We start from the raw sequence: 24,343 nt of genomic DNA, 5'->3' as shown, positions 1-24,343 counted from the left end.
CGATGAGCACCACAACCACGACGAGCGCGACGAGCCCGACCAGCACGCAGCGCACGCACCACGTCTTCCCCGCGTCGGCCGGTGTGCCGCCGCAGGTCGGCCCGTTCAGCCACGCCGTGCGCTTCGGCGACCTGCTGTTCGTGACGGGTCAGATGCCGACGGACCCCGCGACGGGCGAGCTCGTCGCCGGCGGGCTCGTCGAGCAGACCCGTCAGGTCATGTCGAACCTGCAGGCCGTGGTCCGCGCAGCCGGCGCCGAGCTGAGCGACACGCTCATGGTCCGCGCCTACCTGACGGACTTCGACGACTACGACGCGTTCAACGCGGAGTACCGGACCTGGTTCGACGACCCCCTGCCCAGCCGCACGTGCGTGGGCGTCACCGGGCTCGCCGTCGGCGCGCTCGTCGAGATCGACCTCGTGGTCGGGATTGCTGGAGGTGCGGCATGAGCACGACGACCCTGACGGGCTTCCCCACGCTGCAGCCGGGCCAGGGGCCCGTGCTCGGTGAGCACTACCTGCCGTCGCGGGCCGACGAGGTCCGCTGGGGCTGGCTCCCGAACGCGGAGTCCTCCCCCGTGCTCGGCGTGGCCGACGGCGCCACGGTCACCATCGACACCCTCTCCCACGAGGGTCTGCTCGGCGACCAGGGCCGGGACCCCGCCCGCTACATCCGCCAGTTCGGCGACGTGGACGTGCTCGACGACGCGATCGAGATCGCCGCGAGCGGTCTGGTGAACACCGCCGAGGACGGCCCGCACGTCGTGACCGGCCCGATCGCGGTCGCCGGCGCGCGGCCCGGCGACGTGCTGCGCGTCGACGTCCTCGACCTCACCTACCGCGTGCCCTACGGGTTCGTGTCCAACCGGCACGGGTTCGGCGCGCTCGCCGGCGAGTTCCCGGAGGACCAGGACTCGACGCCCACGCGGCACGTCGACGCGATGGTCAGCGACGGCACGGTCAGCCACTTCTCGTGGGTCGAGGCGCGCGACGGGTACGACGTCGGGCTCATCGACGCGGGTTCCGGGCGCACCGTGCAGTTCGCGCTCGACCCGTTCCTCGGCCTCATGGGCACGGCCTCCGCGACGAGCAACCCCGTCCCGTCCGTCCCGCCGGGTGAGCACGGCGGCAACATCGACATCAAGCACGCCGGGGTGGGCGCCACGCTCTTCCTCCCGGTGTCGGTCGACGGTGCCCTGTTCTACGCGGGTGACCCGCACTTCGCTCAGGGCAACGGCGAGGTCGCGCTGACCGCGCTCGAGGCGTCGCTGCGCGCGACGGTCCGCCTCAGCGTGATCCCTGCGGCGCAGCTGCCCGGGGTCCTCGGCGGCGTGCGCACACCCGTCGTCGAGACCGCGACCCACTGGATCCCGACCGGCATGGACCCCGATCTCGACGAGGCGATGCGCCAGGCCGTGCGCAACGCGGTGGCGTTCCTGCACGGCCGGTTCGGTGTCCCGCGCTCCGTGGCGCTGGCGTACCTGTCCGCGGCGGGCGACTTCGAGGTCAGCCAGGTCGTCGACGCCGTCAAGGGCGTGCACTGCCTGATCCGCAAGTCCGACTGGACCACCTGGGTCTGACTCACCCGAGCCTCCGGGGCGCGCACGTGCACCGCGCGCCCCGGAGGCCTTCCCCTGTCCCGACGACGACCGCGCAAACCCCTTGCCGCGCCTGCGCGCGCACCCGGAGACTGCGTCGGTGCCCGACACCCTGCTCGTCCGCGCCGCGCGGCCCGACGACGCCGACCACGTCTGGCCCCTCGCCCGCGACTTCGCGACGTCGTTCACCCCGCGCCGGGAGTCGTTCGACACGACCTGGCAGCACCTGCGCGACGTCCCCGACGCGCTCGTCGTGGTCGCCGAGTCCGAGGGCCAGGTCGTCGGGTACCTGCTCGCCCACCGCCATCTGACGTTCCTCGCCAACGGCCCGGTCGCCTGGGTCGAGGAGGTCATGGTCGTCGAGCCCCACCGCAGGTCGGGCGTCGGGCGCGAGCTCATGCGCCACGCCGAGCACTGGGCGCACCGGTCCGGCGCCGCCTACCTCGCCCTCGCGAGCCGCCGTGCAGGGGACTTCTACACCGCCCTCGGCTACGAGGACTCCGCCGTCTTCTTCAAGAAGCCCCTCTGACCCGGGCACCGGCACTCCCGACCTGGGCCACATCCCACCCCACCCGCGCGAGCGCGGACGTTCCGACGCGACTGCTCACGTCGAGCGTGCGCGGTCGAGTCGGGACGTGCGCAGTCGGCGGTGGGGGCCGGGCGCATTCCGGGCGCCGGCGCCGCCGCGTCACGGGACATGCCATAGTCACGCGCGTGAATCACCACAAACTGGGCACCGCCGGTCTCGTCGCACTGGTCCTGGCGACCGCGGCGTGCACCGCGTCGCCGGAACCGTCCGCACCCGCCACCTCGCAGACGACGGCGCGCACGACGCCGACGCCCGCCCCGATCACGCTGCGCACGTTCGACTCGCCGACCCGCTTCGAGGGCGACCCCGTGCCCGTCACGCTCCCCGCACTCGAGGCGAACGTCGCGGGCGACTTCACCAGCGGCTTCCTGCTGTCCGGCCCGACGGCGTTCGGCGTCACCGCGACCAGCGTCGGCGCGGTCGACCTCGCCACCGGCGGCACGGCGTGGGAGACACGCTTCCCGCACGCGCCCGACGACGCTCCCGCCGACGTGTTCTACAGCGACCGCCGGCCGGGAGCCCCGGTGCCGAGCGACGACGGCGCGACGCTCTACGCCGTCCTGCCCGTGCACGTCCCCGGCTCGGGCACGACCGCCGCTCGGGACGCGTTCGAGGTCCTCGCCGTCACCGCCGCGAGCGGGGAACCGGTGTGGGACGCCCAGGTCGACGACGAGGACACCGTGCTCGCCGAGTCCGGGCCGGTCCGGGTGGAGGCGGTCGACGACGAGCGCGTGGTCGTGAGCGCGGCGGGCCAGGCCGCGGCGCTGTCCGCCGTGGACGGAACCGTGCTGTGGTCCCGCCCGGGCACGGTGCAGGCGGTGACGGCCGACGCGGTGCTCGTCGTCGCGGAGGTCCCCGAGGGCGGCGACGGTCCGGGATACCCGCAGCTCCTCGGTCTCGACCCGACGACCGGCGACGTCCTGTGGAGCGGCGGCGACGAGGTGGCGACGGCGGTCTCGTCGGCCGCGGCGCTGGCGACCGACGAGGGCCTCGTCGTGACCGCCGGCCCGTACACGGGCGCGGACCCGTGGACCGCCGTGATCGACCCCCGCACGGGAGAGGTCGTGCGGGACCTGGACGTCACGCTCGAGCGGCCGGTGCGGGACGGCGACCTGCTGTACGACGTCGGCGGCGGGCTGCGCGCGCTCGACCCCCGCACGCTCGAGCCGCTGTGGACCCTGCCGACCGACGGACGCGTCGCGGTCGAGCGCCCCGTGGTCTTCGGCGGTCACGTGTACGGGCGCGTGCCCGGCGCGAGCGTCGTGCTCGACGGGCGCACCGGCGAGGACGTGACCGTCGACGTGCCGGGCTCGTTCGTCGCCGTGAACGAGTACGGGGCCCTCATGTACCGCGACAAGGCGGTTGTCTTCGTCCCGGCGACCGCCTGACCGGTCCCCCGACGGGCGGACCGCCCCGCACCGCGTCGACCAGGGAAGAGGTCGTGGCCGAGCGGTACGGGGCGGTCCAGGTGGGGCGCCGGTGAGGCGTCCGGTGCAGCGCCAGGTGGTCAGCGCTGGAGCGTGAGCAGGCCCGGGCGGTACGGCAGCAAGCCGTAGTCGCCGCCCGAGCTCGGGCTGCGGCCCTGGTAGAGCAGCCGCAGGTTGCACGGGTCGACGGTCATGGTCTGGTCCGCGCTGGTGCGCAGCAGCTCACCGTGGCTGATGTCGTTCGTCCACGTGGCACCGCTGTTCGCCTTGCCCGCGAACGGGTTCGACTCGGACGCCGCCTGCGGGGTCCAGGACCCGCCCAGGTCGGTCGCCGTAAAGGACCGGAAGTAGCGCCCCTGGCTGCCGATGGCCTCGACGATCATGAGGTACCGCTGCTGGCCCTGGAGCTTGTACACCTGGACGGCCTCGAACAGGTTGTTCGTCGAGTCGGTCATGATCGTCGTGTAGTTCGACCCGAAGCTGCCGGGGAAGTTCCCGATCGGCATCGACGCCCGGTAGATCCGGCCGTTGTCACCGGCGAAGAACAGGTACATGTTCCGGTCGTCGCCGATCAGCGCATGGTCGATCGGGCCCGTCCCGGAGTTGGAGATGCTGCCCGAGAACAGCGTCTGCGCCGACGACCAGCTGTTGACGTTCGCCGGGTTCGACGACGTCCGGTAGGAGAACGCGGGACCGCCCCACTGGTAGGCCAGGACCCAGGTGTTCTTGGGCGCGAAGTAGAACAGCGACGGCGCGACCGCGCTGAACGGCATCGGGTTCTGGCTGGCCGAGGCCATCTGCGAGTACTCGGTGAACAGCCCGAAGTTCATCGAGCCCCACGAGCTGCCGAAGTCGTGCGTCGTGGCGTAGACGAGCTGCTGGCCGTTGTACGGCGCGACCGTGAAGTCCTTCAGCGACGCCCACCCCGAACGCGGCTGCGCCAACGCGCCCGTGGACGACCAGCGGTACGACGACGGCAGCTGGCACGTGGTGGGGGGCGGGGTCTGCGACGGGGTGGGTGTCGGGGTCGGCGTGGGGGTCTGCGTGGGCGTCTGCGTCGGGGTCTGCGTCGGGGTCTGCGTCGGGACGGTGCCGGTGCACGCGACGCCGTTGACGGCGAAGCTCGTCGGCGCGGGGTTCGACGAGCCGGCGCTGCCGAGGAAGCCGAACGAGGCGCTGGCGCCGGTGCCGAGCGCGCCGTTCCAGCTGACGCTGGAGGCGGACACCTGCGAGCCCGACGAGGTGACGTCGGCGTTCCATACCTGCTGGATCTTCTGGTCGGAGGACGGCCACGTCCACGTGACCTTCCACGACGAGATCGCCGAACCGAGGTTGGTGACCTTGACGTCACCCTGGAACCCGCCGGGCCACTGGTTCTGGACGGTGTAGTCGACGCGGCAACCCTCGGCCGCGGTCGCGGAGCTCGCCGCGACGGTGAGGCCGCCGATCACGAGCGTGGCGGCGGACAGCAGCGCGGCTGCCGCCCGGGTGGACCTGGTACGGGTGGTCATTGGACGCTCCTCGGTCTGATGGACACGGGCCGTCCCGGTGGTCGGGAGACGGCCACGGTGCCGTCCCACCACCGGTCGAACCACGGATGTGAGCCTTCACATTGCACCGGCGAGGAGCGCCCCCCGAAGGGGGTGGACGCCGCCGAATCGATTCGCCGCCCGAGACCGGCCCGAGCGTCGGCGCGCACCGAGCGTGCGGCAGGAACGCCGAGGCGCCCGCCTCGCGCCGGCTCGGCAGAGCCGGGAGCGGTGGCGCGAGGCGGGCGCCTCAGGGCGGGTCCAGCCAGGCCCGCCCGGAGGGACTACCGCTGGAGGGTCAGCAGGCCCGGGCGGTACGGCAGCTGGCCGTAGTCGCCGCCGGAGCTCGGGCTGCGGCCCTGGTAGAGCAGCTGCAGGTTGCACGGGTCGACCGTGTTGGTCTGGTCCGCACTGGTGCGCAGCAGCTCACCGTGGCTGATGTCGTTCGTCCACGTGGCACCGCTGTTCGCCTTGCCCGCGAACGGGTTGGACTCGCTGGTCGCCTGCGGCGTCCAGGAGCCGCCCAGGTTCGTCGTCGTGAAGGACCGGAAGTACCGGCCCTGCGAGCCGATGGCCTCGACGATCATGAGCCACTTGTTCTGGCCCTGGAGCTTGTAGACCTGCACGGCCTCGAACAGGTTGTTCGTCGTGTCGCTCATGACGACGGTCGACGACGAGCCGAACGACCCGGGGAAGTTCCCGATCGGCATCGAGGCGCGGTAGATCTTGCCGTTGTCACCGGCGAAGAACAGGTACATGTTCTGGCTGTCGCCGATCACGGCCTGGTCGATCGGGCCGGTGCCCGAGCCGGAGATGCTGCCCGAGAACAGCGTCTGGGCGGACGACCAGCTGTTCACGTTGGCCGGGTTGGTCGACGTGCGGTACGAGAACGCCGCGCCGCCCCACTGGTACGCGAGCACCCAGATGTTCTTGGGCGCGAAGTAGAACAGCGAGGGGGCGACCGCCGAGAACGGCATCTGGTTCTGGCTCACGGAGCCCATCTGCGAGTAGCTCGAGAACAGCCCGAAGTTCATCGAGCCCCACGAGCTGCCGAAGTCGTGCGTCGTGGCGTAGACGAGCTGCTGGCCGTTGTACGGCGCGACCGTGAAGTCCTTCAGCGACGCCCACCCCGAACGCGGCTGCGCCAGCGCACCCGTGGACGACCAGCGGTACGACGACGGCAGGTCGCACGTGCCCGGGTTCTGGGTCGGGTTCGTCGTCGGCGACGAGCCCACGCGCACCAGCTGCCACTGCTGGTTGTTCCCGCCCCAGTTCGCGTACTGGACGACGTTCGCGCCGTCGGCGGTGGAAGCGCCCTGCACCTCGACGGCCTTGCCGGAGTGCCGGCTGATCAGCGAGACGTAGCCGTTCGACGTGTCCTGCAGACGGAACTGCTGGTTGGTCTGGTTGTAGTCGGCGTACTGGACGATCGCGCCGCCGTCGGCCGTCGACCAGTTGTAGACGTCGAGCACCTTGCCCGACAGCTTCGACTTCAGCCGGTAGTAGCCGTTGCCGGAGTCGACGAACTGCCACTGCTGCTGCGCGCCGTCGTTGCGCGTCCACTGCGCGATGCGGGCACCGTCGGCCATCGACAGGTTGTAGACGTCGAGGGCCTTGCCGCTGCCGCGGTTGACCAGGACGTAGGACGCGTTGGTGTCCACCGTCGCGGCCGTGGCGGCGGGTGCGACGACGAGCGCGAGGACGCCCGCCGACGCTGTGGTGACGCCGGCGACGACCGTCGACACCCAACGCAGACGCCGGCGCCCCCGCTCGGACCGCCTGGCCCGGTGGGCCGGTCCCTGGACGCGTGATCTCATGCTGCTCTCCTTCGAGTCAGGTGCGAGGTCGACCGCGCCCCGGATGCGGCCCGGTCGCGGTGTCGCGCAGACCCGGTCTCCGCGCGATGTGAGCCTTAACATCGCGTGCGCTCGGTCCTCAGGGAAGCCTCATCTCCACCGATGAAACGGTTCGGACCGCCCGGACCCGTTCCCATCGGGCAAGCGCTACCCCGCCGAGCGCGCACGGTGGCACGCGACCGCGCACGAACGGCGTCCGCACTCGCGCCGGAGCGTGCGCGCTCGGCGGGTTGGTGCGGGGGCGGTGCGCGGTGTGCGGTGGGGGGGCGGTGTCGGCGGACGGTGTCGTCAGGCCGGGGGGCGGGGGGTCAGGTGGGTCGCCAGGTGCGAGGCGATCGCGTCGACCGCTCCCGGCACGAGCGCGTAGTACGCCCACACCCCGCGCTTCTCCCGCGTCACGAGGCCCGCCTCGGTGAGCACCTTGAGGTGGTGGGAGACCGTCGGCTGCGTGAGCCCGACGGGCTCGGTCAGGTCGCACACGCACGCCCCGCCCTCGTCGTGCGCCGCGAGGATCGACAGCAGCCGGAGGCGGGCGGGGTCCGCGAGCGCCTTGAGGGTGCGCGCGACGCCCTCCGCGTCCTGGGCGCTGAGGACCGGTCCGCGCGCCGGCGTGCAGCACGCGGCCGACGGTGCGGCGGTCACGGGGAGCAGCTCGAGAGGCACGCCCCCATCATGCCTCACGCATCGACAACGGTCGATATTGACACTGGTCGATATCTGCGCGACGCTCCTGCCATCGACACCCATCAATGTCTGGAGGAGTCATCATGCAGGACATCCGCGAGCAGGTCCGGGCCCGCTACGCACAGGCCGCCGTCCACAGCGCCCCGTCCGCGACCGCAGACGCCGGCTGCTGCGGCGGCGGGTGCGGCACGGACGCGCTCGTCGACGAGCGGTTCGGGGCCGGCCTCTACGGCGCGGACGACGCCGCGAGCATCCCCGCCGAGGCGCTGGCCGCCTCGCTCGGCTGCGGCAACCCGCTGCTCGTCGCCGAGCTGCGCGAGGGCGAGCGCGTGCTCGACCTGGGCTCGGGCGGCGGCATCGACGTGCTGCTCTCGGCCCGCCGCGTCGGCCCCACGGGCTTCGCCTACGGCGTCGACATGACCGACGAGATGCTCGACCTGGCCCGCGCCAACGCGGCCAAGGCGGGTGCGACGAACGTCGAGTTCCGCAAGGGCGTCATCGAGGACCTGCCGCTCGACGACGCCAGCGTCGACGTGGTCATCTCCAACTGCGTGGTCAACCTGTCCCCGGACAAGCCCGCGGTGCTCGCCGAGGCGTTCCGCGTGCTCGCACCCGGCGGCCGGCTGGGCATCTCCGACGTCGTCGCCGAGGACCACCTGTCGCCCGACGACCGGGCCGAGCGGGGCTCGTACGTCGGCTGCATCGCCGGTGCGCTCTCGCGCGCCGAGTACCTCGAGGGGCTCGCGGCCGCGGGCTTCCACGACGCCGAGGTCCGCTTCACCCACGCCGTCGCCGACGGCATGCACAGCGCGGTCGTCCGCGCCACCAAGCCGCACGCGCGGTGACGGACCCCGCCCTCTCCCGGCGCACCGCGTCCCGCGCCTCGGGGCGCACGCGCCCGCACCGCGTGACCTGAGCCGTCCGCCGGGACGACCCGGGGCGTCCGCCTGGTGGACGCCCCGGGGTGCCGGGCGCAACCTCACCCTCGGTCGCGGCGGTCGGTCCGTCCCGGCTCGCCCCGGTTCGTCCGGCACGTCGCGGACGTCCTGCCCGCGCGGCCCTTCGAACGGTCCCGGCCCGGGGTTAGCCTCGCCGAGCGGCACGCACCGGTCCGACGAGCGCGCCGGACCGGGACGACGAGGAGACGCGATGCCCGCCACCACCGAGATGCACCGCCCGCCGCGCACCCGGCCGAGCACCACCGGCCGCCGCCTGCTCACGGTAGGGACGCTCGTCGCCGCGCTCGTCGGGACGCTCGTCGCGCTCCCCGCGACGACCGCGACCGCGGCGACGTCCGACCCGTACTACGGCGTGCGCTCGAAGGTCGTCGCGAAGGCCACCTCCGGCGCCCGCACGATGTACGTCGCCACCAACGGTTCCGACACGTACACGTACGCCACGTCGTGGGGCACCAAGACCGTCGACCGGCACGTGTGCCTGCGCAAGAACTCCCGCGACCAGGCGACGTGCCCGGCCGCGACGAGGTCACGCCCGCTGCGCACGATCACCGCGGCGATCCGCGCGGGCCGCCCGGGCGACGTGATCGTCGTGCGCGGCGGGACGTACCGCGAGGCGGCGGGCTACGGCGCCGCCGTGGGCACCGCGACCAAGCCCATCGAGCTGCAGAGCCAGCCGGGCGAGCGCGTCGAGCTCAACGGCACGCTCCAGCTCAAGAACGCGAGCCACTGGACGGTCCGCGGGATCCACTTCACGTACAACCGCACCATCCAGGGCCGCGGTCAGGCGGTCGTGCACATCCAGGGCGGGACGGGCTGGGTGTTCACGAACAACGAGGTCAGCGGCTCGCGCGAGACGGCCAACCTCATGGTGACGCCCGGCGCGCGGGGCGCGTCACCCTCGACGCAGCGCGCCGCCGGACCGAACGACTACACCATCGCCTACAACTGCATCCGCACGAACAACGGGACGCACGCGCACGGCATGGACCACAACATCTACCTGATGGCCGGCATCTACTCGAGCGGCGGCATGATCGAGCGCAACCTGCTCGCGGCCGCCCCGAACGGCGCGCAGATCAAGGCCTCGGCGTCGACGTGGGACACCTGGCAGGACAGCCCGCGCCACGTGACGATCCGGTACAACACGATGCTCGGCGGCGCGGCCGGCGTGACGGTCGGGGTCGCCGCGCAGGACGTCTCGCTGTGGCGCAACCTCATCGCCAACCAGCCCGCGACCCGCACGTCGTACGACGCCGCGGTCAAGACGTGGGAGCTCGAGCGCCACGACCTCGTCTCGGTCAAGCGCAACCTGTTCGCGGGCTACTCGAAGTCCTACCACGAGGCCCCGGGCGAGTCGCTGGTCAAGCAGCGCAACGCCACCACGGGCCGCATCGGCTACACCGGGTCGGTCACCGGCTGCACCGCGAAGGCCGCCACCAGCGCGTACCTGACGGGGTACGGCCAGTACGCACGGTGAGCGCCCGGGTGACCGGGCCGGCCGCGCGGCGCGGCCTGCGGCACGGGCGTCACCCGAGCCCGGCGCCGACCGACGTGCGCGGCACCCAGCCCGTGGTGCCCTTGATGATCACCTTGCGCCACCCGCCGGAGGCCTCCTTGATGCTCACCGGCGTGCCCTTCTTGCCCAGGAACAGCGCCTTGGCCTGCGCGTTCGCGGCGGCGCGCACGGTCGCGTCGACCGTGAGGTGGTAGGTCTTCACCTGCGAGATGTAGTCGGTGTGCACCCAGCCGCGCACGCGCGCACCGTCGAGCGCGACCGTCACCGGGATGAAGCCGTTGCGCTTGATGCCCGGCGTGTTGAGCATGCGCGTGTTCGGCTTGAGCGTCGCGAGGAGCGTGTTGCCGACCGACGGACCGGCGCGCAGGTTGAGCCTCGTCGTCGGGTAGTAGTAGCAGCGCGTCGGCGCCGGCTGCGTGTTGTCCGCGGTCGCGCGGTCCACCACCGGCAGCTTGAAGCCGGACAGCCACGTCTTCGGGTCGACCGACGTGCCCGAGCCGTAGAACGCGTTCTGCCACACCTCGAGGTGCAGGTGCGGCCCGGTCGCGGGGCCGGACGCGCCGACCTCGGCGATGCGGTTGCCGACCTTCACCTTGGTACCGACCTTGACGTACTTGCCGGGGTCCCACGGGTGCACGTACGCGATCCACGTCGGCACGCCCTCGATCTCGGACTTCACCGTCAGGTAGCCCGCGGCACCGTTCGTCGGCGGCACGACGTGGGTGACGACGCCGCTCGCGACCGCGTAGATCGGCTTCTTGTCGCCCGTGCCCATGTCCAGCCCGTAGTGGAACGTGGACGCACCCTTGACGGGGATGCACCGAGCACCCCACGCGGAGGTCAGCGCGTACGACTCGTCGACGAGCGGGAGTGCGAGCACGCGTCCGCTCGCGGTGCGCCGCGTCGTGAGGTCGTCCGGCACGGCCGCGGCCGCGTCGAGGCGCTTCTCGCTCGCGGCGTCGCTCGTGGCCGCCGCACGTTCCGCCGCGCGCGTGAGCGACGGCGGGGGCGGGTCGATGGTCGAGGCGGTCGCGGGTGCGGCACCGATCACGGCGGCCGCGACGACCGCGGCGGTGCCGAGCGCACCGAGGCTCGACGTACGCGTCCGGAAGCGCATGGGAGGGTCTCCTCGCGAGTGGGTTCACGTCGTTGTTCGGCACACGCGCGCACGATCTGGAGGGTTTGTCGTCACCCGACCGTGTGACGACCACCATGACCCGTCACCGCTCGATCCGCAGCCCCAACCACTCCCCGAGGTCCCTGAGCTGCGCGTGCACCGCGCCGCGCACCTCGCTGTCCCACGGTTCCCCGTCCACCGGGTCCTCGTGCAGGGCGTGCACGACGAGCCGCCCGCGCCGCGGGTCGGCGGTCGCGTCGAGCTTCCCGACGAGCCGGTCGCCGTGCAGCACGGGCAGCGCGTAGTAGCCCCAGCGCCGCTGCCTCGCCGGTTTGTACATCTCGAGGGCGTACTCGAACTCGAACACCTCCGCGAGGCGCCGGCGGTCGGTCACCAGCCGGTCGAACGGCGAGAGCAACGCCGTGCGCGGCTCGAACGGTGCGCCGACCGCGTCGAGCAGCGCGGGGTCGACGCGCCAGCGACCGCGCACGCCCTCGACCTGGACCACCTCGCCGACGAGCTCGTCCGGGTACCCCTCGAGCGCACGGTCGCGCACGAGCCCGAGCGACGCGAGCCGCCGCTCGTCCCGCACCCGCCGCGCCTGCGCCGCGGGCACCGGCTCGTGGGGCGGGTAGACCCGCTCGGCGAGGTCCCACAGCTTCTCGCGCCCGCGCCGCCCGGCGACCGCGACGTCCCCGGTCTGCACGAGCAGGCCGAGCAGCATGGTCACGTCGCGGTGGTCGTTCCAGCCCGACGAGCGCCACGGCCGCACGCACGTGTCGGGCAGCTCGCCCGCGGTGAGCGGGCCGTCCATGCGCAGCGCGTCGAGCACGTCGCCGCGCGCGCCGCGGTTGTCGTCGAGCCACTGCGCGTTGCCGAGCCGCCACGCGGGTGCGTCCGGGCCGGGCCAGGCCGCCATGTCGGCGGTGAACAGCCGCACGTCGCGCGCGTCGCGCAGCATGCCGTCGAGCTCGACGACGCGCTGCTGCGCCACCAGGTCCGCCAGCTCGTCGGGGTCGTACGACGAGCCGAGCCGGCTGAACAGGACGAGGTCGACGCTCGGCGCGACGGCCGCGATGGGGTCGTGCTGCAGGGCGTCCAGCCGCCGGACGGTGTCCAGCACGCCGTCGGGCCGCCGCGCGGTGAGCGCCTGCGCCCGCACGGCGATCCGCCGCGCGTCGCGCCGGGACAGCTGCTCCACCACCGGGCCGACCTCAGCCCCGCGGTGCGGCGGGCACGGCCGACGAGGCGGCCGCCGCCGGCTCGGGCGCGTGACGCCGGCCGCCGAACAGCGGCGACGGGAAGGTGGGCGACACGGTGCCGCCCGCGAGCCACGCGGTGAGGCGCTCGACCTCGTCGGCGATCGCGGCGCGGGCGGGCGTGGGCACGTCCTCGAGCAGCGCCACCTCGACCGTCCCGCTGCTCGCGGACCACGCCCCGACGACGCGCCCGTCGACCCACACGGTCGGCCCGGCGTTGCCGACCGCGTCGACCACCTGCCTCGCGTGCGGTCCCAGGTACCAGTCGCGTGCGGCCCAGCCCATCGTGGTCGGGTCCAGCGCCGGCAGGAGCGCGGCCCACGGCCCGGCGGGCTCGACCGGCTCGAGGTCGTCCGGCAGCAGCCACCCCACGTCCTGGCTCCCCTCGAGCCCGACCGGGACCGCGCCCACGTCCGCGAGCGAGCGGCGCACCGCGGTCAGGGTCGAGCCGAGCCACCACTGCAGGTCCCGCTCGGTCCCGGGCCCGAACGCCCGCAGCCAGCGCGCCACGACCGCGGTGTGCGCGGCGGCCGCGTCGGGCAGCACGAGCGGGCCGCCCAGCCATCGCTCGGCGAGCGCCCACGAGGGCCGGGACACGGTCCACCCGCCGCGGTTCTCGGCGCGGACGACGAGCCCGCTCGCGCCGAGGATCGTCAGCAGCCGCGGCATGACCGCCAGCTCCTGCGCCCACCGGGTGCCGCCGGCGGCCCGGAACACACCACCGGCCTCGGGGACCTCGTCGCGCAGCTCCGCCGCGGTCCGCGAGCGGCCGTCCGCGAGCGCCGCGAGCACGCCGGCCTCGGCGCGCGTCAGCGTCCCCTGCGGGTCGGGGTAGCGGCCGTCCTGCGCGAGCTCCTTGAGCAGCCGGCGCCGCTCGGCGCCGGCGACCCGCGCCCCCGGCGACGCGACGAGCGCGGGCAGCAGGTCGGTGCCGGCCACCCAGAGCGTGCGGCGCATGGCGAGCTGCCGGACGACCGTGCGGTCGCGGTACAGGGCGTCGTCGAGGTCGCTCGTCGCGAACCCCGGCACCCGGGCCCACGCGGCCAGGTACGGGCCGGACGCGTCGGTGCCGTGCAGCACGACGAGCGCCCGGACGGCGGCGTGCAGGTCGGGCAGCGGCTCGACGAGCCCGTGCCGACGCGCGAGGCGCGCGCGTCGTTGCGCGGTGTCGACGACACCGACGACGGCCGGACGCTCGCGGGGCATGCCCCGATCATCGCGACCGCCACCGACATCCGCGCCACCGGCGGTCCACGCAGCGCGCCCTCCTGCCGTCCGGTTCGTCACACGCGCCGCTTCTCGGCGTTCTCGCCGGGGCGCGTTCGATCAGATCCGAACACCGCAGGTTCACCCATCCGTGGCATCCTGCGCGAGCCGACCGCGCGATTCTGTCGGATGATGTTCGTTTCTGATCGCCTTGTGTCGCTTCTCTCGTCCCGGACGGCTACCCTCGGACCCATGACGTGGTTGGTGACCGGCGGGGCGGGGTACATCGGTGCGCACGTGGTGCGCGCCTTCACGAAGGTCGGGCTCGAGCCCGTCGTGCTGGACGACCTGTCCAGCGGCCACGAGGAGTTCGTCCCGGCGGGCGTCCCCTTCGTGCGCGGCTCGGTCGACGACGCGGACGTCGTCGCCGACACGCTCGCGCGGCACGGCGTCGAGGGCGTCGTGCACCTCGCGGGCTTCAAGTACGCGGGCGTCTCGGTGGACCGCCCCCTGCACACCTACCGCCAGAACGTCGCGGGCACGCTCACGCTCCTCGAGGTCATGGCCGAGCAGGGGGTCGCCGCGATCGTGTACTCCTCGTCGGCCGCGGTGTTCGGCACGCCCGACGTCGAGCTCGTCACCGAGGACACGCCGACGACGCCCGAGTCGCCCTACGGCGAGTCCAAGCTCGTGGGCGAATGGCTCCTGCGCGACCAGGGCCGTGCCACCGGCCTCAAGCACACGAGCCTGCGGTACTTCAACGTCGTCGGCTCCGGGACCCCGGACGTCTACGACACGAGCCCGCACAACCTGTTCCCGCTGGTGTTCGAGGCCCTGCTCGCCGGCCGCACGCCCCAGATCCGCGGCGACGACTACCCCACCCCCGACGGCACGTGCGTGCGCGACTACATCCACGTCGCGGACCTCGCGGACGCGCACGTCGCGGCCGCGCGCACGCTCGCCGAGGGCGGCACGCTCGAGCGCGTCTACAACCTGGGCTCGGGTGACGGGCTGTCGGTGCGCCAGATCATGACCGCCGTCGCCGCGGCCACCGGCATCGAGTTCACGCCCGAGGTGACCGAGCGGCGCGCGGGCGACCCGGCACGCATCGTCGCGTCGGGCGAGCTCGCAGCGCGCGACCTCGGCTGGCGCATGACGCACACGATCGACGACATGGTGCGCAGCGCCTGGGAGGCCCGCACCGCGCACTGACGCGTCAGCGCAGCGTCGCCGCGAGCTCCTCGAGCGCACGCTCCGACCCGGCGTAGATGCCGTGCGCGCGCGGCCAGTGCACCACGACGTCCGTGAAGCCGAGTGCCGCCGCGCGCTCGACCCCCTCGGCCGCGAGCTGTGCGGACGTCAACGAGTAGACGGGGGCGCCGTCGAGGCTCAGGTACCGCCGCAGCGGCACGTCGCCGGGCCGGTGCGCGCGCTCGATCTCGTCGAACTGCGCGACCTGCTGCTCGAGCGCCGCCCACCAGCGCTCCTGCGCACGCGCGGGCTGGTCCTCGACGTCCTCGGTGGCGTACGCCGCACCGTAGGTGACCCACCCCTGCCCGTACCGCGCCGCGAGCGTCATGGTGCGCGGACCGGCGGCCGCGACGACGAACGGCGTGCGCGGCCGCGCGAGGGTCCCGGGCACCATGCGGGCGTCGTGCGCCGTGTAGAACTCCCCCGCGTGCTCGGTAACGGGCTGCGTGAGCAGCGTGTCCAGCAGCCCGACGAACTCCTCGAACCGGCGCGTTCGCCCGCCGCGGCTCGGCGCCGGACCCGTCACCGACGCGTCGAACCCCTCACCGCCGGCGCCGACCCCGAGCAGGAACCGCCCGCCCGAGACGTCGTCGAGACCCATCACGTCCTTGGCGAACGGCACCGGGTGCCGGAAGTTCGGGGACGCGACGAACGTGCCGAGCCCGATCCGGTCGGTCGCCTCGGCCGCGGCCGCGAGCAGCGGCACGGTCGCGAACCACGGCTCGTCGGCCAGGCTGCGCCACGCCAGGTGGTCGTAGGTCCACGCGTGCGCGAACCCCATCTCCTGCGCGCGGCGCCACTTCTCGCGCTGCGTGGCCCACCGTTCCTGCGGCAGGATCACCACCCCGACCTGCACCGACCTCATGCGCCGACCCTAGGGCCGACCGGTGCGCCGGGCCATCTACGCCCAGCCGAGCTCGTGCAGCCGGTCGTCGTCGATGCCGAAGTGGTGCGCGACCTCGTGCACCACCGTGATGGCGACCTCCTCCACGACGTCCTCGCGCGTCTCGCAGATCTCGAGCGTCGGGTTGCGGAAGACCGTGATGCGGTCCGGCAGGGACCCGGCGGCCCACTGGTGCGTGCGCTCGGTGAGCGGCACACCCTCGTACAGGCCCAGCAGGTCCTCGTCCCCGGGCGGCGGGTCGTCCTCGACGAGCACGACGACGTTGTCCATCACCTCGGCGAGCTCCGGCGGGATCTCGTCGAGCGCGTCCCGGACGGCGTCCTCGAACTCCTCGCGCGACATCTCGACCACGACCCCATCCTGCCCCCTGACCGGTGTGACCAAGCCCGCCCACGAACCGGTTTGGGGATCCGGCCCGTGACCCCGTATGCTCATCCACGGTCAACCGACGCCTCGACGTCAGGGGCGACGCCCTCATCGTCTAGCGGCCTAGGACCCCGCCCTTTCACGGCGGTAGCACGGGTTCGAATCCCGTTGGGGGTACGAGCAAGTGCAGGTGAAAACGCAGTACAGGTCTCACCACGAGGCCCCGTAGCGCAGTTGGTTAGCGCGCCGCCCTGTCACGGCGGAGGTCGCGGGTTCAAGTCCCGTCGGGGTCGCTCGACATGCCGGTCACTCGTGGCCGGCATCGTCGTTCGAGGGCACGCCCTCACGGCTCTGTAGCTCAGTTGGTAGAGCGTTCGACTGAAAATCGAAAGGTCACCGGATCGACGCCGGTCGGAGCCACCGTACGAAGCCCGCCAGGGAGCAGCCTGGCGGGCTTCGTCGTCTCCGCAGCGGCGCGGCCACCCCGACGCGACCTGCGACGACGCGCGCGTGATCCGGGCCCACGAGCCCTCCTCCTGACTAGGCTGGCGACACACCGTGCCCCGCGAGGAGGAGCCCGTGACCAGCGAGACAGGCCCCGAACGCCGCCGACTGCTCGACCGGCTCACCGAGCCGATCGCCGAGCGCGCCCGCGAGAAGATCGGCCAGGCCGAGGACCGCGTGCGCGCGTCGATCCAGGCCGAGATCGACGCCGTCAGCGCGAGCGTCCGCACGCGGGCCGTCGAGGTCCGCCCGTCCGCGATCGCGTTCGCGGCGGCCGCGGTTCTCACGTTCCTCGGGCTCGCGCTGTTCGTCACGGCCGCCGTCATCGGACTGGCGCACGTCGTCGAGCCGTGGCTCTCGGCGCTGCTCGTCGGCCTCGCGCTCGTGCTCCTGGCCGCCGGCTTCGCGGCCTGGGGCCGCAGCCACCTGCCGCGGACCCCCATGGTCGACCTCACCCAGATCCGCGAGCCCACGCACCCCGCGGGCGAGCAGGTCCACCCCTGGGCCGACTGACGCGTCGGCACGGCGGGTCGTCGCGGGACGGAGGCTCGTCGCGGCACGGCGGGTCGTCTCGCCTCGCGGCACGACGAGGCCGCCACCAGACTGGAGAGCCTGACGACAAGGCCCCGAACGCACCGCGTGCGGGACGGGCGCGCACGACGAGGAGAGGCACACCATGACGACGCACGCGGATCCCCCGGGGCAGCGTTCGCTCGGTCAGCTCGTGAGCGACCTGAGCGAGCAGACCTCGCGGCTGGTGCGCGCCGAGATCCAGCTGGCCAAGACCGAGATCGCCGAGCGCGCGAAGCTGCTGGGCGCGGGTGCGGGGCTTCTCGCGGCCGCCGGCGTGCTCGCGCTCTACCTGCTCGCGGCGGTCCTGATGACGCTCGTGATCGTGCTGGACCTCTGGATGCCCCTGTGGGTCGCCGCGCTCGTCGTGACGCTCCTGCTGCTCGTCGTGGTGGTGGTGCTCGCGCTCGTCGGGCTCAAGGCCGTCAAGAAGGGCTCCCCGCCCAGCCCGCAGGCCGCCATCGCGAGCGTGCAGGCGGACGTCGACGCCCTCAAGGGCGCCGCGTCGTGAGCGCGCCGCGCCCCTGGACCGTGCACCTGGAAGGAGACGCCCGATGAGCGACGACAAGAGCGCACCGGAGCGGTTCACGACGCCCGCGATGCTCGCGGTCGAGGCGGACATCGCCGCGACGCGGCACCAGCTCGCCACGACCGTCGACGAGCTCACCGCGCGCCTGGCACCCCGCGCGCAGGCGGACGCGGCGATCGCCACCGCGCGTCGGCTCGCGTCCGACGCGACCAGCCCGGAGGCCGACCCGGCCGACCGGGCGCACGCCCGCAAGGTGCTGGCCGGCGTGGGGGTGGGCGTGGCGTTCGTGACCGCGATCGTGGTGCTGCGGCTCGCCCGCCGCTGAGCACCAGCACGACAGGCACCCGCACGACGAGCGCACGCGCACGACCGCGCGTCACGCCCGACGACGCACGAGGACCCCGGACGCGGGCACGCGTCCGGGGTCCTGGTCGCTGCGGCGGGTGCGGACCCGCCGGCGGTGTCAGGAGACCCGCTGCTGCGGGATCCCCTCGAGCAGGGCCTGCACCTCGGACTCGAGGTAGCGGCGGTGCCCGCCGAGGGTGCGGATCGACGACAGCTTGCCGGCCTTGGCCCAGCGGGTCACGGTCTTCGGGTCGACACGGAACAGGGTCGCGACCTCGGACGGGGTGAGCAGGTTCTCGGACGTTGCGGGCTTGGCGGTCATGCGGATGCCTCCTGGCGGACGGGCGGCCGGGTGGGACTCCCCTCCCACCGGGGCCACCGGTGTGGTGGCTGGTGTGTCAGCACGGACCTGGATGCCGTTCGGACGACGTCCGCGCGGCCCGCACCATTAGCATGTGCGAACCCGGCATGCAGCGCATTCCGGGCTACGATTTCGTTACGAAATAGTACATCTCGGCCCTGGGATCCGACGACTCGGCAGGCCAGCGCCCGCATCACCCACACTAAACCGGGCGATTCGCCCATGCGAGACGAGGCGGTCTCGACCCCGGAAGGCCGCGCCGCCGCGCGCCCCCGGGCCCGGTGTCGCGCGCGGGCGCATGACGCCGCCCCGGACGCTCCGCCCGACACGGTGTCGGACCGGTGCGCCCTGAGTGAACGTGATGCGAGTCGCCCTCCCGTGAGTGGCCGGAACAACTGAGTTCCATGTAGCGTTACGGCACGAACAGACGATTCAGCACCCCGGGGCCGCACGTGTGAGCACGGTGCCGCCCCGCTTCCACGTTAGAGGGGGTCGATGCCATGGGGCGCGGCCGTCAGAAGGCTAAGCAGACGAAGGTGGCCCGGGAGCTGAAGTACTTCAGCCCGGAGACCAACTACCGAGCCCTCGAGCAGGAGCTGGCGTCTCGCAACCACGATCCCGTGGACCGTCGCGGTGTGGCCGCGCTGGACACCGAGGACGAGCCTCCCGAGGACTACCGCCGCTGGCTCGACGACGAGCGGTGACCCCCGCGGTGCCGGGGCGCTGAGCGCGCACCTGCCACGCTCGTCGTCCTCCGACTCCCGCTGACGTCTGTCTCGTCGACGACTCTCGTCGTCGACCTTCGCTGACGTCTCACGTCGGTGCGTCTCGTCGTCGACTCTCATTCGCGAGTAGTGCTGACGAGTCGTGCTCACGAGTCGTGCTGACGGCGCTGCGGGTGAGCCCCGCAGCGCCGTTCACGCGTCAGCGGGTGCGGTACTCCCCGGTCAGGCTCACGGCGCCGCCCTCGACGCCCTTGGTCCCGGAGACGAACCCGGGCGCACCGACGACGTCGCGCTCACCGGCCGCGCGCACGGCCCCGAGCTCCCACGCGGGCAGACCGAGCTCGCCGGCGTGCGCGAGCACCCCGTCGACCGCGTCGGCCGCGACGACCGCGACCATGCCGACGCCCAGGTTGAGCGTGCCCTCGAGGTCCGTCCACGGCACCTGACCCAGGCTCTGCACCATCGAGAACACCGGCGGCACGACCCAGCCGCCACGGTCGACGTCCGCGACCAGCCCGGCCGGCAGGATGCGCGCGACGTTCGCCGCGAGCCCGCCGCCCGTGACGTGGCTGAACGCGTGCACCCCCGCCGTGCCCGCACGGCGGGCGATCGCCAGGCAGTCGGACGCGTACACGCGCGTCGGCTCGAGCAGCTCCTCGCCGAGCGTGCGGCCCAGCTCGTCGACGTGCCGCTCGAGGCCCCAGCCCGCCTGGCGCACGACCGCGCGCACGAGCGAGTAGCCGTTGGAGTGCAGGCCGGACGACGCGAACGCCACCAGCACGTCGCCCGCGCGCACCCGCTCCGAGCCGAGCAGCTCGTCGGCCTCGACGACGCCCGTCGCGGCGCCCGCCACGTCGTACTCGTCGGGTGCCAGCAGGCCGGGGTGCTCCGCGGTCTCGCCACCGACGAGCGCGGTGCCCGCGACCCGGCACGCGTCCGCGATGCCGCGCACGACGTCCGCGATCCGCTCCGGCACCACGCGGCCCGTGGCGATGTAGTCGGTCATGAACAGCGGCTCGGCGCCGACCACCACGATGTCGTCGACGACCATGCCCACCAGGTCGAATCCGATGGTGTGGTGCACGTCGAGCGCCTGCGCGATCGCGACCTTGGTGCCCACGCCGTCGGTCGACGTCGCGAGCAGCGGCTTGCGGTAGCGCGTGAGGAAGCTCGCGTCGTACAGACCCGCGAAGCCGCCGACCCCGCCGAGGACACGCGGGCCGTGCGTCGCGCGCACGGCGTCCTTCATGAGCTCGACGGCCTTGTCGCCCGCCTCCGTGTCGACGCCCGCCGCGGCGTACGTCAGCGGGGCGTTCTCGTCGGGCTGGGTCACGGGCGCTCCAAGGGGTGGTCGGGTCGGCCGCGGACGCGCGGGGCGCGGCGCGACGGCCGGGGTTCGGCGGGTCAGGGGTGGTCGAGCGCCGTGGCGCCGCCCGCTCCCGGGATGATCGCGACGAGGCCGTCCTCGGGGGCACCGAGGGGCAGCTCGTTCTGCTCGAGCAGGTGCTTGCCGAGCTGGTCGGCCGACGGGAGCTCGATGGGGTACCGGCCCGAGAAGCACGCGGTGCACAGCTGGCTCGCGGGCTGCTCGGTCGCCTCGATGAGGGACCTCTCGGAGATGTAGCCGAGGGAGTCCGCTCCGAGCGACGCGCCGATCTCGTCGGGCGTGAGGCCGTTGGCGATGAGCTCGGCACGGCTGGCGAAGTCGATCCCGTAGAAGCAGGGCCACTTCACGGGCGGCGACGAGATCCGCACGTGCACCTCGGCCGCACCCGCCTCCCGCAGCATGCGGATGAGCGCGCGCTGGGTGTTGCCGCGCACGATCGAGTCGTCGACGACGACGAGCCGCTTGCCGCGGATGATCTCGCGCAGCGGGTTGAGCTTGAGCCGGATGCCGAGCTGGCGCAGGGTCTGCGACGGCTGGATGAACGTGCGGCCCACGTACGCGTTCTTGGTCAGGCCCTGCCCGAACGGGATGCCCGACTGCTGCGCGTAGCCGACCGCGGCGGGCGTGCCCGACTCGGGGACCGGGATGACGAGGTCCGCCTCGACCGGGTGCTCGACGGCGAGGCGACGCCCCATCTCGACGCGCGCGGCGTGCACCGAGCGGCCCGAGATCGTGGTGTCCGGCCGCGCGAGGTACACGTACTCGAAGATGCAGCCCGCCCGCTCGGGCGTCGCGAACTTCGTCGACCGCAGGCCGTCGGAGTCGATCGCGATGAACTCGCCCGGCTCGACCTCGCGCACGAAGCTCGCGCCGACGATGTCGAGCGCCGGCGTCTCCGACGCCACGACCCACCCGCGCTCCAGACGGCCCAGGACCAGCGGGCGCACGCCCTGCGGGTCACGCGCCGCGTACAGCGTGCGCTCGTCCATGAAGACGAGCGAGAACGCGCCGCGCAGGCGCGGCAGGACCTCGAGCGCGGTGGCCTCGAGCGTGTGGTCCGGGTCCCCCGCGAGCAGCGCGGTGATGAGCGCCGTGTCGGTGGTGTTGCCGCGGGCGAGCTCGCCGCGCCGCTGGCTGCCGTACCGCTCCGCGACGAGCTCGACGAGCTCCGCGGTGTTCGTCAGGTTGCCGTTGTGGCCGAGCGCGACGGTGCCGGCGGCCGTGGGGCCGAGCGTCGGCTGGGCGTTCTCCCAGTTGCTCGCGCCGGTGGTGGAGTACCGCGCGTGCCCGATGGCGATGTGCCCCTGCAGGGCGTTGAGGGCCGTCTCGTCGAACACCTGCGAGACCAGGCCCATGTCCTTGTAGACCAGGAGCTGGCTGCCGTTGCTCGTCGCGATGCCCGCGGACTCCTGGCCGCGGTGCTGCAGCGCGTAGAGGCCGAAGTAGGTGAGCTTGGCGACCTCCTCGCCCGGTGCCCAGACACCGAAGACGCCGCAGGCGTCCTGGGGGCCTTTCTCGTCCGGGAGGAGGTCGTGGTTCAGTCGTCCGTCAGCGCGGGGGGCCACGCGTCCATGGTCGCACACCGACCGCGGACGCATGGCCCCCCGTTCACCTGTCGTCAGGTGGTCACCACTTGGCGTTGCGCGCGAGCTCCAGGGCCATGTCCTGCCACCACTGGCCGGCGGCCGGGCCGCCGTTGCACGTGCCGTCCGACTCACCCGGCAGCTTGACCCACAGCAGGGCGTCGAGGCCCGTCGAGTCGTTCACCAGGCGCGGCTTGTCGCCGAGCGCGCGACCGCGCGGGTTGCACCACTCGCCGTTCGAGCCGTTGCCGTTGCGCGAGGTGTCGATGACGTAGCCCTTGCCGCCGAGGCGCTGCGAGATCTGCTCGCCGTACTGCTGCGACGCGGACGTCGTCTGGTAGTTCGACGTGTTGAGCGCGAAGCCCACCGCGTACTGGAAGCCGATCTGGTTCAGACGGTTCACGGCGGTGTCCACCGACAGCCAGCCGGAGTGGCCCGCGTCGATGTAGACGCGGCCGCCGGCCTGCGTGAGCGACTTCGCCGCGTACCGCAGGAAGCCGACGCGGTCACCCTGACCGCTGCAGTCACCGAGCTGGGCGAGCGCGTCCGGCTCGAGGATCACGATCGGCTTGCCGACGATGCCGCTCGCGACCGTGTCGATCCACTGCGCGTACTCGCTCTCGGCGACGCCGCCGCCCGAGTACGAGCCGCAGTCGCGGCCCGGGATCGCGTAGATGACGACCGAGACCGTCTTGCCGGCGGCCGAGGCGCGGCTCGTGGCGTCACGCATCTGCTGCTGCGACACCGACGGGCTGCTCCAGTTGCCGATCCACACCGACTGGGGGGTCAGCGCGATCTTGGCCAGGAGGTCCTTGGTGCTGCCGGAGGCAGCCTGCCAGGCGGCGTACGACTGGTTCTCGGTGTCGACGTACAGGTCACCCGACGGCTGCGGGTTCTGCGTGGGGCCCTGGGTCGGTCCCTGCGTCGGGCCCTGCGTGGGGCCCTGGGTCGGACCCTGGGTCGGTCCCTGCGTGGGGCCCTGGGTCGGACCCTGCGTGGGGCCCTGCGTCGGGGTGACGGTGCCCGTGCACGCCACGCCGTTGACCGTGAACGACGTCGGCACCGGGTTCGAGTCGGTGAACGAGCCGATGAAGCCGAACTGGGTCGACGCACCCGTGCCGAGCGAGCCGTTCCAGCCGATGCTCGACGCGGAGACGCGCGAGCCGCTCGTCGTGACGTTCGCGTTCCACGACTGCGAGACGCGCTGCCCCGAGGACGGGAACGTCCACGCGACGGTCCACGACGAGAGCGGGGACCCCAGGTTGGTGATCTTGACGTCGCCCTGGAACCCGGAGTTCCACTGGCTCTGGACGGTGTAGTCGACGCGGCAGCCGTCGGCTGCGCTCGCGGTGCTCGCGACGGCCGTGAGGCCTGTGACGGACAACGCTGCGGCGGTCAGCAGCGCGGACGCGGTTCTGCGGGCGGACATGGATGCTCCTCGGGCTGGCGGACACGGGCACCGGACCCAGGGCGCGTCCGGCGGACACGCTGCGGCACGTGCGCTGCCGCTGCGCGTCGACGTCGACGTCGATGCGCGAGCACGCCCCTGGGCCGGTAGCGACCAGGCAACCCGACGTCCACCCGCCCCGGCCACACCGGGCGGTCGCCCACATCGTTTAAGTGCAGGTCAGCCGCGCCGCGTCCCGCCGCAGCACGGACGCGCGGCACGGGACCGGTCCCGGGTCAGCCCAGCGGGTCGCGGCTGCGCCGGTCCGCGCGGACCGCCAACGCCCCGCCGACGAACCCGCCGACGACCGCACCCGCGGTCCCCATCACCAGCCGGATCGAGCCCTGCCCGTCGAGGAACGAGATGAAGCCCGTCCCCGACGCCACGTCGGACGAGCCCGTGCCGTCCGAGCCCGCACCCAGGAACAGCGTGAGCAGCAGCCCGACGACGACGCCGACGAGCGCACCCGCGACGATGAACACCCCGTACTTGGGCGCCCGCCGCACCCGCGCGGGCACCGCGAGGCGCGCGAGCTCGTCCTCCGAGGGGGCCGGCTCACCGCCCTGGGGCGACGCGGGCTCGTCGGGGCGCTGCGGGTCCTGCGGGTCGTGCGACACCCCGCGATCCTAGGT

Annotated in this window: 24 protein-coding genes and 3 tRNA genes; 14 read left to right on the top strand and 13 right to left on the bottom strand. The window is 73.2% G+C overall.

From position 1 onward, the window contains the following. Positions 1 to 2: 2 nt before the first annotated feature. From ACT17Q_RS02940 to ACT17Q_RS02925, 4 genes are all read left to right on the top strand, one after another. Positions 3 to 449 carry a RidA family protein gene (locus ACT17Q_RS02940; protein WP_094180915.1) on the top strand — a complete coding sequence of 149 codons (447 nt, stop codon included), beginning with the start codon at positions 3 to 5 and terminating at the stop codon, positions 447 to 449. After that, complete coding sequence (locus tag ACT17Q_RS02935) at positions 446 to 1,579, top strand: acetamidase/formamidase family protein (RefSeq protein WP_444664631.1); 1,134 nt, start codon at positions 446 to 448, stop codon at positions 1,577 to 1,579. The genes ACT17Q_RS02940 and ACT17Q_RS02935 overlap by 4 nt, the downstream gene beginning before the upstream one ends. A gap of 118 nt (positions 1,580 to 1,697) precedes the next feature. Beyond that, on the top strand, positions 1,698 to 2,126 hold the full coding sequence (locus ACT17Q_RS02930; protein ID WP_094182321.1) for a GNAT family N-acetyltransferase: 429 nt from the start codon (positions 1,698 to 1,700) through the stop codon (positions 2,124 to 2,126). Positions 2,127 to 2,311: 185 nt separating this feature from the next. Further along, positions 2,312 to 3,574 carry an outer membrane protein assembly factor BamB family protein gene (locus ACT17Q_RS02925; protein ID WP_198303433.1) on the top strand — a complete coding sequence of 421 codons (1,263 nt, stop codon included), beginning with the start codon at positions 2,312 to 2,314 and terminating at the stop codon, positions 3,572 to 3,574. A 119-nt stretch (positions 3,575 to 3,693) separates the two neighbouring features. On the opposite strand, the gene ACT17Q_RS02920 is transcribed toward ACT17Q_RS02925, so the two are convergent. From ACT17Q_RS02920 to ACT17Q_RS02910, 3 genes are all read right to left on the bottom strand, one after another. Beyond that, positions 3,694 to 5,124 carry a non-reducing end alpha-L-arabinofuranosidase family hydrolase gene (locus tag ACT17Q_RS02920; RefSeq protein WP_444664628.1) on the bottom strand — a complete coding sequence of 477 codons (1,431 nt, stop codon included), beginning with the start codon at positions 5,122 to 5,124 and terminating at the stop codon, positions 3,694 to 3,696. A gap of 302 nt (positions 5,125 to 5,426) precedes the next feature. Continuing rightward, complete coding sequence (locus ACT17Q_RS02915) at positions 5,427 to 6,959, bottom strand: non-reducing end alpha-L-arabinofuranosidase family hydrolase (RefSeq protein WP_444664626.1); 1,533 nt, start codon at positions 6,957 to 6,959, stop codon at positions 5,427 to 5,429. A gap of 327 nt (positions 6,960 to 7,286) precedes the next feature. Then, positions 7,287 to 7,661, bottom strand: coding sequence for an ArsR/SmtB family transcription factor (locus tag ACT17Q_RS02910; RefSeq protein WP_232514445.1), 375 nt, complete (start codon positions 7,659 to 7,661; stop codon positions 7,287 to 7,289). 104 nt (positions 7,662 to 7,765) lie between these two features. On the opposite strand from ACT17Q_RS02910, the gene arsM reads away from it, so the two are divergent. Both arsM and ACT17Q_RS02900 read left to right on the top strand, forming a co-directional pair. Further along, entirely contained in the window at positions 7,766 to 8,527 is a 762-nt protein-coding gene (gene arsM / locus ACT17Q_RS02905) for an arsenite methyltransferase (protein WP_444664624.1), read from the top strand. Positions 8,528 to 8,831: 304 nt separating this feature from the next. Further along, positions 8,832 to 10,118 carry a hypothetical protein gene (locus ACT17Q_RS02900; RefSeq protein WP_444664622.1) on the top strand — a complete coding sequence of 429 codons (1,287 nt, stop codon included), beginning with the start codon at positions 8,832 to 8,834 and terminating at the stop codon, positions 10,116 to 10,118. Between the two features lie 49 nt (positions 10,119 to 10,167). Here the strand turns inward: ACT17Q_RS02900 and ACT17Q_RS02895 are convergent, their stop codons facing one another. From ACT17Q_RS02895 to ACT17Q_RS02885, 3 genes are all read right to left on the bottom strand, one after another. Continuing rightward, positions 10,168 to 11,274, bottom strand: a complete 1,107-nt coding sequence (locus ACT17Q_RS02895; protein WP_141318329.1) for a M23 family metallopeptidase — start codon at positions 11,272 to 11,274, stop codon at positions 10,168 to 10,170. A gap of 103 nt (positions 11,275 to 11,377) precedes the next feature. Then, positions 11,378 to 12,478, bottom strand: a complete 1,101-nt coding sequence (locus tag ACT17Q_RS02890) for a DNA glycosylase AlkZ-like family protein (RefSeq protein WP_444664619.1) — start codon at positions 12,476 to 12,478, stop codon at positions 11,378 to 11,380. A gap of 10 nt (positions 12,479 to 12,488) precedes the next feature. After that, a complete protein-coding gene (locus ACT17Q_RS02885) occupies positions 12,489 to 13,739 on the bottom strand; it encodes a winged helix DNA-binding domain-containing protein (RefSeq protein ID WP_444664617.1) in 1,251 nt (416 codons plus the stop codon). A 252-nt stretch (positions 13,740 to 13,991) separates the two neighbouring features. Here ACT17Q_RS02885 and galE point away from each other — a divergent pair, with 252 nt between their 5' ends. Beyond that, positions 13,992 to 14,951, top strand: coding sequence for a UDP-glucose 4-epimerase GalE (gene galE / locus ACT17Q_RS02880; protein WP_444664615.1), 960 nt, complete (start codon positions 13,992 to 13,994; stop codon positions 14,949 to 14,951). A gap of 4 nt (positions 14,952 to 14,955) precedes the next feature. On the opposite strand, the gene ACT17Q_RS02875 is transcribed toward galE, so the two are convergent. Further along, positions 14,956 to 15,855: an LLM class flavin-dependent oxidoreductase gene (locus tag ACT17Q_RS02875; protein ID WP_444664613.1), complete on the bottom strand. Its 900-nt coding sequence runs from the start codon at positions 15,853 to 15,855 to the stop codon at positions 14,956 to 14,958. A gap of 36 nt (positions 15,856 to 15,891) precedes the next feature. Beyond that, positions 15,892 to 16,236, bottom strand: coding sequence for a metallopeptidase family protein (locus tag ACT17Q_RS02870; protein ID WP_166772193.1), 345 nt, complete (start codon positions 16,234 to 16,236; stop codon positions 15,892 to 15,894). A 128-nt stretch (positions 16,237 to 16,364) separates the two neighbouring features. Here ACT17Q_RS02870 and ACT17Q_RS02865 point away from each other — a divergent pair. From ACT17Q_RS02865 to ACT17Q_RS02840, 6 genes are all read left to right on the top strand, one after another. After that, positions 16,365 to 16,437, top strand: a tRNA-Glu gene (locus tag ACT17Q_RS02865). A 42-nt stretch (positions 16,438 to 16,479) separates the two neighbouring features. Further along, positions 16,480 to 16,553: transfer RNA gene (locus ACT17Q_RS02860), tRNA-Asp, on the top strand. A 54-nt stretch (positions 16,554 to 16,607) separates the two neighbouring features. Further along, positions 16,608 to 16,680 (top strand) — tRNA-Phe (locus tag ACT17Q_RS02855). A gap of 159 nt (positions 16,681 to 16,839) precedes the next feature. Further along, on the top strand, positions 16,840 to 17,277 hold the full coding sequence (locus ACT17Q_RS02850) for a phage holin family protein (protein ID WP_094180928.1): 438 nt from the start codon (positions 16,840 to 16,842) through the stop codon (positions 17,275 to 17,277). Positions 17,278 to 17,440: 163 nt separating this feature from the next. After that, complete coding sequence (locus ACT17Q_RS02845) at positions 17,441 to 17,845, top strand: phage holin family protein (protein ID WP_141318337.1); 405 nt, start codon at positions 17,441 to 17,443, stop codon at positions 17,843 to 17,845. Positions 17,846 to 17,888: 43 nt separating this feature from the next. Continuing rightward, complete coding sequence (locus ACT17Q_RS02840; RefSeq protein WP_268532598.1) at positions 17,889 to 18,188, top strand: DUF3618 domain-containing protein; 300 nt, start codon at positions 17,889 to 17,891, stop codon at positions 18,186 to 18,188. A 138-nt stretch (positions 18,189 to 18,326) separates the two neighbouring features. On the opposite strand, the gene ACT17Q_RS02835 is transcribed toward ACT17Q_RS02840, so the two are convergent. Beyond that, a complete protein-coding gene (locus ACT17Q_RS02835) occupies positions 18,327 to 18,530 on the bottom strand; it encodes a BldC family transcriptional regulator (RefSeq protein ID WP_094180931.1) in 204 nt (67 codons plus the stop codon). Positions 18,531 to 19,069: 539 nt separating this feature from the next. On the opposite strand from ACT17Q_RS02835, the gene ACT17Q_RS02830 reads away from it, so the two are divergent. Further along, a complete protein-coding gene (locus ACT17Q_RS02830; protein WP_094180932.1) occupies positions 19,070 to 19,273 on the top strand; it encodes a DUF3073 domain-containing protein in 204 nt (67 codons plus the stop codon). Positions 19,274 to 19,493: 220 nt separating this feature from the next. Here the strand turns inward: ACT17Q_RS02830 and purM are convergent, their stop codons facing one another. From purM to ACT17Q_RS02810, 4 genes are all read right to left on the bottom strand, one after another. After that, positions 19,494 to 20,627: a phosphoribosylformylglycinamidine cyclo-ligase gene (purM, locus tag ACT17Q_RS02825; protein WP_444664609.1), complete on the bottom strand. Its 1,134-nt coding sequence runs from the start codon at positions 20,625 to 20,627 to the stop codon at positions 19,494 to 19,496. A 71-nt stretch (positions 20,628 to 20,698) separates the two neighbouring features. Beyond that, entirely contained in the window at positions 20,699 to 22,246 is a 1,548-nt protein-coding gene (purF, locus tag ACT17Q_RS02820; RefSeq protein WP_141318342.1) for an amidophosphoribosyltransferase, read from the bottom strand. A 61-nt stretch (positions 22,247 to 22,307) separates the two neighbouring features. After that, positions 22,308 to 23,693, bottom strand: coding sequence for a glycoside hydrolase family 6 protein (locus ACT17Q_RS02815; RefSeq protein WP_444664606.1), 1,386 nt, complete (start codon positions 23,691 to 23,693; stop codon positions 22,308 to 22,310). Positions 23,694 to 23,947: 254 nt separating this feature from the next. Next, a complete protein-coding gene (locus tag ACT17Q_RS02810) occupies positions 23,948 to 24,328 on the bottom strand; it encodes a histidine kinase (RefSeq protein ID WP_444664604.1) in 381 nt (126 codons plus the stop codon). Positions 24,329 to 24,343 lie beyond the last annotated feature (15 nt).

Source organism: Cellulomonas sp. CW35 (genome assembly GCF_052378485.1).
Classification (GTDB): domain Bacteria; phylum Actinomycetota; class Actinomycetes; order Actinomycetales; family Cellulomonadaceae; genus Cellulomonas; species Cellulomonas uda.
Note: the sequence above shows the minus strand (reverse complement) of the source record. Positions and strands in the feature narration are given on the sequence as shown.